The 13,019-nt window shown below is 53.1% G+C and carries 17 protein-coding genes; 11 read left to right on the plus strand and 6 right to left on the minus strand.

The annotated features are described in order from the left end of the window. Window positions 1–76 precede the first annotated feature (76 nt). The 3 genes from cbpM to dsbA all read right to left on the minus strand — a co-directional run bounded on the left by cbpM (window position 77) and on the right by dsbA (window position 2,118). Window positions 77–370: a chaperone modulator CbpM gene (cbpM, locus tag E1B03_RS10145; RefSeq protein ID WP_103771500.1), complete on the minus strand. Its 294-nt coding sequence runs from the start codon at window positions 368–370 to the stop codon at window positions 77–79. Continuing rightward, on the minus strand, window positions 370–1,290 hold the full coding sequence (gene cbpA, locus E1B03_RS10150; RefSeq protein WP_133086146.1) for a curved DNA-binding protein: 921 nt from the start codon (window positions 1,288–1,290) through the stop codon (window positions 370–372). The genes cbpM and cbpA overlap by 1 nt, the downstream gene beginning before the upstream one ends. A 204-nt stretch (window positions 1,291–1,494) precedes the next feature. Then, window positions 1,495–2,118 carry a thiol:disulfide interchange protein DsbA gene (gene dsbA / locus E1B03_RS10155; protein ID WP_133086147.1) on the minus strand — a complete coding sequence of 208 codons (624 nt, stop codon included), beginning with the start codon at window positions 2,116–2,118 and terminating at the stop codon, window positions 1,495–1,497. A 396-nt stretch (window positions 2,119–2,514) separates the two neighbouring features. Between dsbA and E1B03_RS10160 the strand changes: the two genes are divergently transcribed. The 8 genes from E1B03_RS10160 to agp all read left to right on the plus strand — a co-directional run bounded on the left by E1B03_RS10160 (window position 2,515) and on the right by agp (window position 9,393). Beyond that, complete coding sequence (locus E1B03_RS10160) at window positions 2,515–2,919, plus strand: VOC family protein (protein ID WP_207949467.1); 405 nt, start codon at window positions 2,515–2,517, stop codon at window positions 2,917–2,919. Window positions 2,920–2,989: 70 nt separating this feature from the next. Beyond that, a complete protein-coding gene (locus E1B03_RS10165; protein ID WP_133086148.1) occupies window positions 2,990–3,352 on the plus strand; it encodes a copper resistance protein in 363 nt (120 codons plus the stop codon). A 48-nt stretch (window positions 3,353–3,400) separates the two neighbouring features. After that, entirely contained in the window at window positions 3,401–5,281 is a 1,881-nt protein-coding gene (locus tag E1B03_RS10170) for a cytochrome c biogenesis protein CcdA (RefSeq protein WP_133086149.1), read from the plus strand. Then, window positions 5,278–5,901: a DsbA family protein gene (locus E1B03_RS10175; RefSeq protein ID WP_103771494.1), complete on the plus strand. Its 624-nt coding sequence runs from the start codon at window positions 5,278–5,280 to the stop codon at window positions 5,899–5,901. The genes E1B03_RS10170 and E1B03_RS10175 overlap by 4 nt, the downstream gene beginning before the upstream one ends. Next, window positions 5,891–6,397, plus strand: a complete 507-nt coding sequence (locus tag E1B03_RS10180; RefSeq protein WP_133086150.1) for a protein disulfide oxidoreductase — start codon at window positions 5,891–5,893, stop codon at window positions 6,395–6,397. The genes E1B03_RS10175 and E1B03_RS10180 overlap by 11 nt, the downstream gene beginning before the upstream one ends. 134 nt (window positions 6,398–6,531) lie before the next feature. Then, entirely contained in the window at window positions 6,532–7,287 is a 756-nt protein-coding gene (locus E1B03_RS10185; protein ID WP_133086151.1) for a sulfite exporter TauE/SafE family protein, read from the plus strand. A gap of 69 nt (window positions 7,288–7,356) precedes the next feature. Further along, a complete protein-coding gene (locus E1B03_RS10190) occupies window positions 7,357–8,064 on the plus strand; it encodes an ArsR/SmtB family transcription factor (protein ID WP_103771491.1) in 708 nt (235 codons plus the stop codon). Between the two features lie 87 nt (window positions 8,065–8,151). Then, entirely contained in the window at window positions 8,152–9,393 is a 1,242-nt protein-coding gene (gene agp, locus E1B03_RS10195; RefSeq protein ID WP_103771490.1) for a bifunctional glucose-1-phosphatase/inositol phosphatase, read from the plus strand. A 38-nt stretch (window positions 9,394–9,431) separates the two neighbouring features. Here agp and E1B03_RS10200 read toward each other — a convergent pair whose 3' ends face one another. Both E1B03_RS10200 and wrbA read right to left on the minus strand, forming a co-directional pair. Next, window positions 9,432–9,659, minus strand: a complete 228-nt coding sequence (locus tag E1B03_RS10200; protein ID WP_003036015.1) for a YccJ family protein — start codon at window positions 9,657–9,659, stop codon at window positions 9,432–9,434. A gap of 20 nt (window positions 9,660–9,679) precedes the next feature. Next, the gene (gene wrbA, locus E1B03_RS10205) at window positions 9,680–10,276 is read right to left on the minus strand and encodes an NAD(P)H:quinone oxidoreductase (protein ID WP_003832057.1); all 597 of its coding nucleotides are present in this window, start codon (window positions 10,274–10,276) and stop codon (window positions 9,680–9,682) included. Between the two features lie 386 nt (window positions 10,277–10,662). Here wrbA and E1B03_RS10210 point away from each other — a divergent pair, with 386 nt between their 5' ends. The 3 genes from E1B03_RS10210 (at window position 10,663) to rutR (ending at window position 12,609) form a co-directional block, all read left to right on the plus strand. Continuing rightward, entirely contained in the window at window positions 10,663–10,836 is a 174-nt protein-coding gene (locus tag E1B03_RS10210) for a con-10 family general stress protein (protein WP_003036022.1), read from the plus strand. Window positions 10,837–10,997: 161 nt separating this feature from the next. Continuing rightward, window positions 10,998–11,912, plus strand: a complete 915-nt coding sequence (locus tag E1B03_RS10215) for a DMT family transporter (protein ID WP_133086152.1) — start codon at window positions 10,998–11,000, stop codon at window positions 11,910–11,912. A gap of 58 nt (window positions 11,913–11,970) precedes the next feature. Beyond that, the gene (gene rutR / locus E1B03_RS10220) at window positions 11,971–12,609 is read left to right on the plus strand and encodes an HTH-type transcriptional regulator RutR (protein ID WP_103771489.1); all 639 of its coding nucleotides are present in this window, start codon (window positions 11,971–11,973) and stop codon (window positions 12,607–12,609) included. On the opposite strand, the gene E1B03_RS10225 is transcribed toward rutR, so the two are convergent. Next, window positions 12,606–13,001, minus strand: coding sequence for a lysozyme inhibitor LprI family protein (locus tag E1B03_RS10225; protein ID WP_103771488.1), 396 nt, complete (start codon window positions 12,999–13,001; stop codon window positions 12,606–12,608). The genes rutR and E1B03_RS10225 overlap by 4 nt on opposite strands. Window positions 13,002–13,019: the final 18 nt, after the last annotated feature.

A 13,019-nucleotide genomic window follows, 5' to 3' on the forward strand; every position in this document is an offset into this window, starting at 1 on the left:
TGCCATCTACTGGGTAATGTCATCAAGAGCGCGGGGCGGAGAATAAAAGGACCAGCACCGTGCTGGCCCTGGCATGCTAAGGATGGCTGATAAAGCGAGACAGTCGCTGGCGCAGCAGGCGGTTTTCCTGGCGTAATTGAGCGTTCTCTTCCAGTAACGTCAGCGCAACGGCAATTCCCGGCCAGTCAAGTTCCAGCTCCTGACGCAGGCGCACAGCACGACGCATTATGGTCAGCGCATGATCGTCAAACGTCTCGTCTTCATGAGGCTCAATCACCCCTAAGCCGACAACCTCATGTAGTTCCTCTTCTGACACACCGGTGTACAGACAAAATTCGGTAATGGTAAAAGTGACGGTAACGTTAGCCATTATGCTTTCCCCCACTCTTTGCGCGGATCAAAGGTCTTTTGTGCATCCGCCAGCTGTTGCCACAGGGCTGTGCTGGCATCGTCAGGTTTCGGCGGCATGACTATCTTGATCACCGCATACAAATCGCCGGTATGTTTTTTACTTACCAGACCCTTGCCCTTAATGCGTAGCCGCTGCCCGGCTTGGCTTCCCGCGGGAATGGTCAGCAGGATGCTCTCTTTGAGCGTCGGAACGGTGATTTTCGCACCCAGCGCGGCTTCCCACGGCGCCAGGGGGACGACCACTTCCAGATCCTGATTAACGATGTCGAACAGCGGGTGTGGCGCAATATGAATCACCAGCCACAAATCACCGTTTGGCCCACCATGTTCACCGGGGGTGCCCTGGCCTTTCAGACGGATACGCTGACCGTTACCGACGCCAGCCGGAATTTTCACATTCAGCGTTTTGGGAATTTCACGTTCAACCATGCCGAATGCATTGTAGACCGGCAGGTTGTAACTGATGGTGCGGCTATGCTCAGTGAGCGTTTCTTCAAGGAACACGGCGACTTCAATTTCAATATCGTGCCCGCGGTTGGCATGACGCTGGCGTGACTGGTGCGCACGCTGACCAAAAATGGAGGAGAAGATATCGTCGAAATCTTCGGCGTTGTAGCTTTGATTTTCTCCTTGCTGGAATTGACGGTTGAACTGTGGGTCGTTGCGGTGTTGCCACAGCTGGTCGTACTCGGCGCGTCGCTGCTCATCACTCAGTACTTCCCAGGCTTCAGCAACCTCTTTAAACCGGGCCTCCGCGTCAGTCTCTTTACTGACATCAGGATGGTATTTACGGGCGAGTCGACGATAGGCGGTCTTGATTGTCTTGAGATCGTCTGTCGGTTTCACGCCCATAATGGCGTAATAATCCTTTAATTCCATAGCGTTCTCTCGTGTAAATCAACACTTGCAGAAGGTGAACCCTGACAACAGGAATCACCGCTAAGTTTAGGGTAATCCTGATAATGGCGAATGCCAACCGGGAAGGGAGGATATTGCGATAAACGCTGCGGTTGTGCACCACCAACAGCGCATTTAACGTGACAGCGTCTGTTGTGTGGTGCGAAAAGTGAGATTAGCTAAACATCAGGATTTACTTATCAGGAAGCGGACCGTATCAGCGTAGTTTTTCACAAACGCGTTAAGATCATCAGATTTCAGTCCTTTTGGATTGATCATATATTTGCCGTTGATAAAAATGGCGGGCACACCGGTTAAATCTACCGCCTTGGCCATTTCTTGCTGTTTGGCGGTCAGTGATTTCACGGCGAAACTGTTCCATGCGGCATCATAATCACTGGCGCTGACGCCCGCGCTGATAAAGACGCTACGGATATCGTCTGCTGTTTTAATGGTTTGTTTTTTCTGAACGGCATCAAAAAGCAATGGTTTAACTTTATCCTGGACGTTCAACAGCATGGCAACGGACCAGGCGTGTGTCATGTCCTGCCCCAGAGGGCCTAAAAAGTCGACGTGGTATTCGGTGAGCTTGACATCAGCAGGCAATACTTTTTTCACGTTATCAGTGATTTCGAAAACTTCATCATACTGATAACAGGAAGGGCAATAGAATGAGAAGAACTTTAGCGCAGCCGGGGCGGAAGCGACAGGTTTTTCCAGTGAGATATACTCTTTTCCGTCGGTGAATGATGCAGCCTGAGCGCTAACTGCAAAAAATAATCCAATCAAGGGTAATAAATAATTTTTCATTTCCATATACTCTAAATAACATTTAATAAACAAAACTTTTGTTAATGAATACGCTATTCATTGCGTCTGGATATAATACGGCAATCCCATGAAAATGCGCTGACCCTTACTTTCATTTACGCATTAGTACGTAGCGGGCATTATTTGTGTGTTGTCATGGGAATATTCTCTGGCATTCTTCGTAAATAATGAATGATAACTTCCGTGATATTTTCAGGGGTATTTTTTTTGCAATGTTATAGTGTAATAAATAAAGACGAAATATAATTAATTATCATTTCGTTTTTAAAGCGTGAATTGCAAGATATTGCGCTATGTTCTGCCAACGTCCCGTAAGATTTTCTTTTTCTTGTAGCGAGAGAATGAATAGGTTAAGAGTCAGAGATGAGCAACCCAATGGATATCGCTATGATCGACCACCTGGATCACCTGGTACTAACCACCAATCATGAGGAAGCTTGCGTGCGTTTCTATGTTGAGCTTTTAGGCATGAGGCTGGAAATTTTCGCGCAAGGGCGGAAAGCCTTCGTCTTCGGCAATCAGAAAATTAACCTCCACATTCGGGGTAAAGAGTTCGAACCCAAAGCCTACGCACCCACGCCGGGATCGCTGGATTTGTGTTTTATCACTACGCGGACGCTCGATGAGGTGATGGCAATGTTGCAAACCCACGGGGTCGATATCGTAGAAGGGCCGGTTGCACGAACCGGTGCGACGGGACCAATTCGCTCGGTTTATGTCAGGGATCCCGATCTCAATCTGATTGAAATCGCGGTATATCCAGCTGATGACAGGACATAACTTTACAGCGGAAAGGTTGCCAAAACCTGGCGAGTGGTTAAGATAACCCGCATCAATCAGTGAGGGTGTAATGGCGAAACATCAACGGATGGGATGGTGGTTCCTCTGTCTGGCATGTGTTGTGGTGATGGTTTGTACCGCACAACGCATGGCGGGCCTGCACGCGTTGCAGATGGACACCGTTGCCACAAGCATTGTCGCAAGCGCCCAAGCGCAGACCGACGAGGCCTCGCCCGTTACCCCTTGTGAACTGAGCGCGAAGTCATTACTGGCTGCGCCCCCGGTACTGTTTGAAGGCGCTATTCTGGTACTGTGTCTGCTTCTGACGCTGCTGGCGCCAGTGCGGGCATTTCGTCTGCCTTTTTTCCCACCGCGAGCCATCTCGCCGCCCACTCTCAGGGTACATCTGCGATTTTGCGTCTTCCGTGAATGACAGAACAGCCGTTGTTGACTGTTAGATAATTATTCACGGAGAAAAACTATGATGACTGTTTTCAGGCAGGCGCTGCTCTGTCTGTTATTGCTATGGCTGCCCGTATCCTGGGCGGCCGATCCCGGCTGGTTGCGTTCACCCGATAACTTACACGCCAGCGTGCGATTACGCGCTGATACGTCCGCAGGCGGTGAAACGCGTCTGTTGCTGGACGTCAAACTGGAGGATGGCTGGAAAACCTACTGGCGTTCGCCGGGTGAGGGCGGCGTCGCGCCTGCTATCGCCTGGAAAGGGGAAATGCCAACGGTCGACTGGTTCTGGCCGACCCCTGCGCGCTTTGAGGTCGCCAATATCACTACCCAGGGGTATCACGATAAGGTGACGTTCCCGATGGTGGTGCGCGGTAGAGAACCGGCCATGCTTAACGGCGTTTTGACGCTATCCACCTGTAGTAACGTTTGCCTGTTGACGGATTTTCCTTTTTCCGTGACGCCAACAACCCAGGACCCGACTTTTGCACATGACTATGCTCAGGCGATGGGACAGATCCCACTTGCCAGCGGCCTGACCGATGATCTGCGCGCCGGAGCACGGGCCGGAGAGCTGGTCGTAGAGGCTCATCGCACGGGAGGATGGACTGCACCTGGGCTCTATCTGGACGCTGTTGATGATGCGGATTTTGGCATGCCGCAAATTCACGTTGAAGGTGAGACATTACGCGCCACGGTACCTGTCCATGATGGTTGGGGGGAAGGTGCACCGGATCTGCGTGGCAAGTCGGTCACGCTGGTGTTGACAGATAACGGCGTTGCTCAGGAAAGCCGTCTGGCGATTGGCGAAGCCCCGGTTATCGAGAACGCCTCACTCCCCTTGTGGCAGGTGGTGCTAATGGCGCTGCTGGGCGGTTTGATCCTTAACCTGATGCCCTGTGTGTTACCGGTTCTCGGCATGAAGCTGGGCTCTATTTTGTTGGTCGAGGAAAAAAGCCGTCGCCAGATCCGCCGTCAGTTTCTCGCATCGGTAGCCGGAATACTGGTCTCGTTTATGGCTCTGGCGCTATTGATGACGGTGCTGCGTTTAACCAATCAGGCGCTCGGCTGGGGGATCCAGTTTCAGAATCCGTGGTTCATTGGCGTCATGGTATTGGTGATGCTGACGTTCAGCGCCAGCCTGTTCGGGTGGTTTGAATTCCGCCTGCCGTCGACGATGACCACCACGCTGGCGACTCACGGCGGCAACGGTCTGTCGGGGCATTTCTGGCAAGGCGCGTTTGCAACGCTGCTCGCTACGCCGTGCAGCGCGCCGTTTCTGGGCACGGCGGTGGCAGTGGCATTGACCGCGTCGCTGCCAACGTTGTGGGGACTGTTTATCGCCCTTGGGCTGGGAATGAGCTTGCCGTGGCTGCTGGTGGCTCTGCGTCCTGGTCTGGCGCTGCGTTTGCCGCGTCCAGGGCGCTGGATGAATATTTTACGGCGTCTTCTCGGCGTAATGATGCTGGGTTCGGCTATCTGGCTTGCGACGTTGCTGTTCCCGCATTTAGGGCTTGGTGGACAAGGTAGCGCGAAAGAAAGCGTGAACTGGCAGCCGCTAAGCGAGCAGGCGATTGAGGATGCGCTGGCGCGACATAAGCGAGTATTCATTGATGTCACTGCTGATTGGTGCATCACCTGTAAGGTAAATAAATACAACGTATTGCATAAAGATGATGTCCAGGCCGTTTTGCAACAGCCGGACGTGGTGGCGCTGCGCGGCGACTGGACGCTGCCTTCAGAAGCCGTCACCGAATTTCTGAAAAAACGCGGCCAGGTTGCTGTGCCGTATAACCAAATTTATGGCCCCGGTCTGCCGGAAGGTCAGGCGTTACCCACGTTGTTAACCCGCGATGCGGTACTGCAAACGTTGAACGATGCCAAAGGAGTAACCCCATGAAGATGATGATTGTTCTGCTGTTAACCCTGTTTTCTGCCGTCAGCGTCGCGAAAGAGCCTGCACCGTTTACCCCGGAACAGGAAAAGCAAATTGAAGCATTAATTCAGGAGGCCCTGTTTAACGATCCCAATAGCCCGCGGATTGGCGCGAAGCAGGCGAAACTGACCCTGATAAACTTCACTGATTACAACTGCCCATACTGCAAGCAGTTGGATCCCATGCTGGAAAAAATTGTACAGAAATACCCTGACGTGGCGGTGGTGATTAAACCGCTGCCGTTTAAAGGGGAAAGTTCGGAACTGGCGGCGCGGACCGTGCTGACCACCTGGCATCAGCATCCGCAGCAGTTTCTGGCGCTACATGAAAAACTGATGCAGAAGAAGGGGTACCATACCGACGTCAGTATCAAACAGGCGCAGGAAAAATCGGGAGCCAGTCCGGTGACGCTGGACGCCCAAAGTGCTGAAACGCTGAGCACTAACCTGCAACTGGCGCGACTGGTGGGTGTGCAAGGTACCCCCGCAACGATTATTGGCGATGAGCTTATTCCCGGTGCGGTGCCGTGGGAAACTCTTGAGGAAGTGGTAAAAGAAAAACTGGCGGCGGCCAATGCTCAGTAAACTGCGCCGCTGGCTGCGCGAAGGACTGATCTTAGTGGCGTTGTTAGCGGGGGCGATGCTGTTGATGGATGCCTGGCGCGCGCCGCAACTCCCGGCCTCTTTCGACAGCACGCCTTTGCAAACGCTGGATGGTGAAACCGTCACGCTGGCTGCGCTCAGCAAAGACGAACCGGTGCTGCTTTATTTCTGGGCTAGCTGGTGCGGCGTATGCCGCTTCACGACGCCGGAGGTCGCCAGGCTGCGCTCGGAAGGGGAAAACGTGATGACCATTGCGCTCCGTTCCGGGAGTGAAGCTGAAGTCTCTCGCTGGCTGTCGCGTAAAGGCGTGGACTTCCCGGTCATCAATGATGCGAACGGGGCAATCTCCCGCAGTTGGGCGATTAGCGTCACGCCCACGCTGGTGGTGATGTCACAGGGGCGGGTGGTATCAACAACCAGCGGCTGGACCAGCTACTGGGGCATGAAACTTCGGCTGTGGTGGGCAAAAACGTTCTGATAAATGTGCCGGGGAAACCCGGCATTTTTTATATCATTACCCGTCAATGGGAAGACATATTTCGTTGCCTGGCGAAGCAAGCACGGCAATTAACGTCCAGAATGGGTCATCTCCTCTATTCAGGAAAGTGCAACATGACGAGTTCTTTAGCGTTTGAACCCGCTCTGGTGATGATGATTGCCGCCACGTTTGTCCTCGCCGGAATGGTGAAAGGTGTTACGGGTATGGGATTGCCCACCGTGGCGATGGGGATCCTCGGATCGCTGATTTCGCCGGTTGCCGCAGCGGCCATGCTGCTGTTGCCCTCGCTGATTAGCAATCTGTTTCAGTTTGGCGGTGGCAGAAATACGGGGCAATTGCTTAAACGACTGTGGCCAATGTTGTTGACGGTGGTGGTGGCTACGCTGCTTGCCAGCGCCTGGATTACCGGTGGCGATACCACTCGTACCCAGTTTGCGCTCGGCGTGGCGCTGGTGGCTTACGCTATCTGGACGCTGGCGGGAAAGAAAATCACGGTGGCTGCGCAGCATGAAAAATCGTATTCCCTCGTCATTGGATTTGTGACCGGCTTATTGACTGGCGGAACCGGCGTGTTTGTGATGCCCGCCGTACCCTGGATCCAGTCATTGGGGTTCGAGAAAGATGAACTGGTACAGGCGCTCGGGATCTCTTTTACGTTTTCGACCCTGGCATTGGCGCTTGGTTTGTGGTGGCACAATGCGTTGCCCGTACAGTCGCTAAGCTTATCGGCGTTGGCCATTGTTCCGGCGCTGATTGGTCAGTGGTTAGGAACCCGTGTGCGACGGGTTATTTCTCCGCAGGTGTTTAAACGCTGTTTTTTGTTTTGTCTGGTCGGGTTGGGCATAGAGATGATCCTGCGCGCGGCGTGACCGGTGCGGTGACTTTAGGGCACTTTCATGGCATCGTTAATTCATACATTCAGGGGCAAAGAGGTCGCTATGGCATCCGTGATGTTAAGTGAAGAAGAGGGCGCTCTGGAGTCGCGAATGGCGCTTACTGCGGCCGCTATGGCCGATAAATCGCGCTCGCGTATGCTGTGTGCCCTGATGGATGGCCGCGCCTGGACTGCCACCGAACTTAGCGCCGTGGCGGATGTGTCTGCGTCGACCGCCAGCGCACATCTGGCGCGACTGTGCGAACAACGCTTTGTTGTGGCGCTTGCCCAGGGCAGACATCGTTATTTTCGCCTTGCAGGTCCCGAAATCGCCGAACTGCTGGAACGCTTGATGGGCGTGGCGTGGGCGACATCAACGCCCCGCAAAATCACGACGCCGCCAGGCTTGCGGCATGCCCGAACCTGCTACGATCATCTCGCTGGAGAGGTGGCGGTGAGGCTGTTTGATACGCTGGTTTCCCGTCAGTGGCTAACGCCGGATGGTGCAACGCTGACATCGCTTGGGCAGGAAAAGCTGGCCCAGATGGGGATTGTCCTTGCGACAGGCTCATCCCGGCGGAAAATAACCTGCGGTTGTCTGGACTGGAGCGAACGACGTTATCATCCCGGCGGCGAGCTTGGCGCATCGCTGTTACGCTGGTTGATTGACCAGCGATGGGTTAGAACGGAACTCAGTAGCCGCCGCGTCACCTTTACTCCGCTTGGGATTCGCAAACTTGCAAGCGAGTTTGGGGTTAAAACGACACGGTAGATGGTCCGTTTTGCGAAAGCGTTCCCGGAAATATGTCATATTTCTGTCACACTCTGTTGTGATTGATAACAACAAGAGGTCGTAGGGATGAATAAATCGTTAATCGCCGCAGCCGTGGCAGGGGCTGTATTATTGTCAACCGCCGCGCAGGCGCAGACCGCGCCGGAAGGCTATCAGCTTCAGCAAGTATTGATGATGAGTCGGCATAACTTACGTGCACCTTTAGCCAATAATGGCAGCGTTCTTGAACAGTCTACCCCCAAACAATGGCCAGAATGGGATGTCCCTGGCGGACAACTCACCACCAAAGGCGGCGTGCTGGAAATCTATATGGGCCACTACATGCGAGAGTGGTTGGCAGAGCAGGGGATGGTGAAATCGGGCGAATGTCCTGCGCCGGATATGGTTTATACCTATGCTAACAGCCTACAGCGTACGGTCGCCACGGCACAGTTCTTTGTCACCGGTGCTTTCCCTGGATGTGACGTTCCGGTCCATCATCAGGAAAAAATGGGCACCATGGATCCCACCTTTAACCCGGTGATCACCGATGATTCCGCCGCCTTCAGCCAGCAGGCCGTTCAGGCTATGGAGAAAGAGCGTAGCAAAATGCAGCTCAACGACAGCTATCAGTTGCTTGAGCAAATGACCGACTACAAAGATTCTCCGTCCTGTAAAGAAAAACAGCAGTGTTCCCTGACCGATGCCAAAGATACGTTTAGCGCGAAATACCAGCAGGAGCCTGGGGTTTCGGGGCCGCTGAAGGTGGGGAATTCGCTGGTTGATGCCTTCACGCTGCAATATTACGAAGGCTTCCCAATGGACCAGGTGGCCTGGGGCGAGATTAAATCCGATCAGCAATGGAAGGTTCTGTCGAAGCTGAAAAACGGCTATCAGGACAGCCTGTTCACCTCCCCGGAAGTGGCGCAGAACGTCGCCAAACCGCTGGTAAAATATATTGATAACGCGCTGGTTACTGAACGTGCGAAAGCACCAAAAATAACTGTGCTGGTGGGGCATGACTCAAACATCGCATCGCTACTCACCGCGCTGGATTTCAAACCGTACCAGCTTCACGATCAGAACGAACGCACGCCGATTGGCGGGAAGATTGTCTTCCAGCGCTGGCATGACAGCAACGCGAATCGTGACCTGATGAAAATCGAGTACGTGTATCAGAGCTCGCAGCAGTTGCGTAATGCAGACGTTCTGACGCTGAAATCCCCGGCGCAGCGCGTAACGCTGGAGCTGAAAGGGTGTCCGATAGATGCGGATGGTTTTTGCCCGATAGAGAAGTTCGACAGCGTGTTGAATGAGGCGGCTAAGTAAAAGAAAAACTCCCCCGTGTTCGCGGGGGAGTCTGAGCGCTAGACGTTTTTGCGTTCGATAGTCTGTTCACCCCAAAAGAGCGAATCTTTGTCTGTTTTTTCAAAGGCTTTGATGAGTACTTCGTCGCTACCTTCTTCCCAAATTTTTTCCGCCAGTTTCTCGTCATAATGTGCGACTTCAAAAATGGCTTCGGCTATTTCCGGCGATGTATTGCGCAGACTTGCCCATTCGCCGACGCGATGGGCTTTCGCTTCTTGAGTTGGCATTCGAATCCTCCTGTTGAAGATTAGCCGTTGAGTTTTACTGCCAGACCTGCGACATATTCACCCTGATAGCGGGCGATAGATAACTCTTCCTGACTTGGCTGACGGGAGCCGTCGCCTCCGGCGATGGTGGTTGCGCCGTAAGGTGTTCCGCCGCGAACCTGAGAGACATCAAACAGCTCTTGCGCCGCGTAACCGATAGGCACAATTACCATCCCATGGTGGGCAAGCGTAGTCCAGGTTGATGTAATGGTTTGTTCCTGACCACCGCCGGTTCCCGTTGAGCTGAATACGCTGGCGAGTTTGCCGTACAGGCCGCCAGAAGCCCACAGCCCGCCAGTCTGGTCGAGGAAGGTGCGCATCTGACCGGACATATTGCCAAAGCGCGTGGGGGTACCAAAAATAATGGCGTCGTAATCAGCCAGTTCTTGCGGGGTTGCGACTGGTGCGTTTTGTGTTTTGCCGCCAGCCTTGAGGAAAATCTCAGGCTGCATGGTCTCTGGTACGCGCTTAATGATCACTTCCGCGCCATCTACCTTATTTGCGCCTTCTGCGACTGCATGGGCCATAGTTTCAATGTGTCCGTACATGGAATAATAAAGCACCAGAACTTTTGCCATTTTACACTACTCCTCGAGTTAACCGTGTCCGTAGCGACTCGCTACCTACCTTTAAAGATATGACGTACTGTCAGGAGTGCAAATTTCACAATCACTTCTTTGATTTATAACAATTTTTATAACATTCACTCTTGTAGCAAAATGATACATATTTAACCAGGTAAAATTCAGCAGTCATAAGAAAGACTTATTGATTTCTCATTGTGACTATTTCTTAATCATCTCCGATCCTGTTGCAGGATATTACAGTTTTCGGCTGCTCAGACCATGCTTCACTATGCTTAATCCCACGCAGTTATTTTCAGGGCATCGCCCGTAACGCTGCGTGAGGTATCACTCCTCAGTACCTATGCAATATGATGTCTAATCAATGACGGAGGTCAGTAATGGCAAACCATCGAGGCGGTTCCGGCAACTTTGCGGAAGACCGCGAAAGAGCATCAGAAGCAGGTCGAAAAGGTGGCCAGCACAGCGGGGGCAACTTTAAGAATGACCCGCAACGCGCTTCAGAGGCAGGCAAAAAAGGGGGCAAAAATAGCCACGGCAACAACAAATCGTAATTGTCGGACTATCTGTCACATATGTCGTGACGGCTGAGAGTCAGAGACAGACGTTACGTAGCCACCGCCGCCGGGTTCTTCCGGCGGTTTTTTTTGTCTGCAAGGTTGAACTGTAACAAAACGCAACGCAGACTAATGACATTCAGTTAATCGGGTGTCTCATGTCATTACTTTCTCGTTATTCCTTCTCTGTTAAACCTCAGGAAGCAATCCTCATTGTGATCACCATGTTCTGGGGTGGCACGTTTCTGGCGGTGCAATATGCCGTTACCCTGAGTGGACCTTTTTTCTTTGTCGGTGTGCGTTTTGCCACCGCCGCGCTGGCGGTCGCGCTTTTGTCGTTACGCACATTGCATAAGCTGACGTGGCTGGAGGTCAAAGCAGGGGTTGCAATCGGTATTGCAATTGCGCTGGGCTATAGCCTGCAAACTTGGGGACTGCAGTTTATTCCCAGCAGTAAATCAGCGTTTATTACCGCGATGTACGTGCCGTTGGTACCGCTATTACAATGGCTGTGTCTGGGGCGTATGCCCGGACTGATGCCGTGTGTCGGTATTGTGCTGGCGTTTATCGGATTGATTTTTCTCGCCGGGCCGGGAGGCAATTTGCTGGCTCTGGGCGAAGGCGAGTGGATCACGCTCGCTGGCGCGGTGGCGATTGCGGCAGAAATTATCCTGATTAGCGCATGGGCGGGAAAAGTGGATGTGCGGCGGGTAACGGTGATACAACTGGCGACCGCTTCGTTAGTGGCGTTTATGGCGATGGGACCGGCCAAAGAGACCGTACCGCCAATGTCTACCGGATTGCTGGTAGTCGCGCTGGGGCTGGGGATTTTTAGCGCGATTATTCAGGTCACCATGAACTGGGCGCAGCGCAGCGTTTCGCCGACCCGCGCGACGGTTATTTATACCGGAGAGCCGGTGTGGGCGGGGATCTTTGGTCGTCTGGCGGGGGAGCGTTTACCGCTACTAGCATTGCTTGGTGCGGCATTCATTATTGTTGGCGTGCTGGTCAGCGAGCTGAAGTTCAAAAAGAAAAAAGCGCTTGGGCAAGAGGCTCCGCCGGAATCGCTTTAATTTAACCATTCACCGCGTGATTTGATATGCTGGCGCCCTCACAAGAAGGAGAGGGCGTATGGTCCAACGCGCAGAGAAAAAAACAGGTAAGCGCTCGCAGGCCGTCAGTGCAAAACGCCAGGCCATATTAACTGCGGCATTAAATATCTTCTCCCAATACGGGATCCACGGCACGCGTCTCGAACAGGTGGCAGAGCTGGCGGGGGTGTCAAAAACCAATCTGCTTTATTATTACCCTTCAAAAGAGGTGCTGTATATCGCCGTTTTACGGCAAATCCTCGACGTCTGGCTGGCACCGTTGAAAGCTTTTCGTGAAGACTTTGCGCCGCTGGTGGCCATTAAAGAATACATTCGCCTCAAGCTGGAGGTGTCACGTGATTACCCTCAGGCCTCACGGCTGTTTTGTATGGAGATGCTGGCCGGTGCGCCTTTATTAATGGCAGAACTGGAGGGGGATCTTAAAACGCTGATTGATGAGAAATCCGCACTGATTGCCGGTTGGATCAAAAGCGGAAAGCTGGCTCCGGTCGATCCGCATCATTTGATTTTTATGATTTGGGCTTCAACCCAGCACTACGCCGATTTTGCTCCACAGGTAGAGGCGGTGACGGGCGCAACGCTGCGTGATGAAGCCTTTTTTAACCAAACGGTAGAGAGCGTGCAGCGGATGATTATTGAAGGGATCCGCGTGCGTTAACTGGCCGGCGGCAACGGGCAGCTTAAATCGCCCTCTTCACACTGCAAAAGTGAGGCGAGAAACGCTTCGCGCTCGTTGGTTTTATCGGTCAGGCACTGGCTGGAAATCATCGACTGAGCGCTACCGCCTTCAGTGCCGGAACTGATTAACGCACAATCTGCATCGCGCAAGGTTATCCATGAGGTTTGCGCTTTTTTCAGTAAATCACGCTGGGTTGGGGCGGCGCGCTTCAGCGCATTCTGGTAAGTTTCATTAAGCTTGGCGTCGGCCGCCTTGTACTGCTCAGCCGCACAGGTGTTCATCTCAATCTGCGTGTTCGCGTTGGCGCAGTCATCCGCCAGCGCCTGGCCGCTCAACAGCAGCGCTGCACATGTCAGTACGATTCGTTTCATGCTTCCCTCAGGCTTCAA

Origin of the sequence: Citrobacter arsenatis, assembly GCF_004353845.1 — a bacterium.
GTDB lineage: Bacteria > Pseudomonadota > Gammaproteobacteria > Enterobacterales > Enterobacteriaceae > Citrobacter > Citrobacter arsenatis.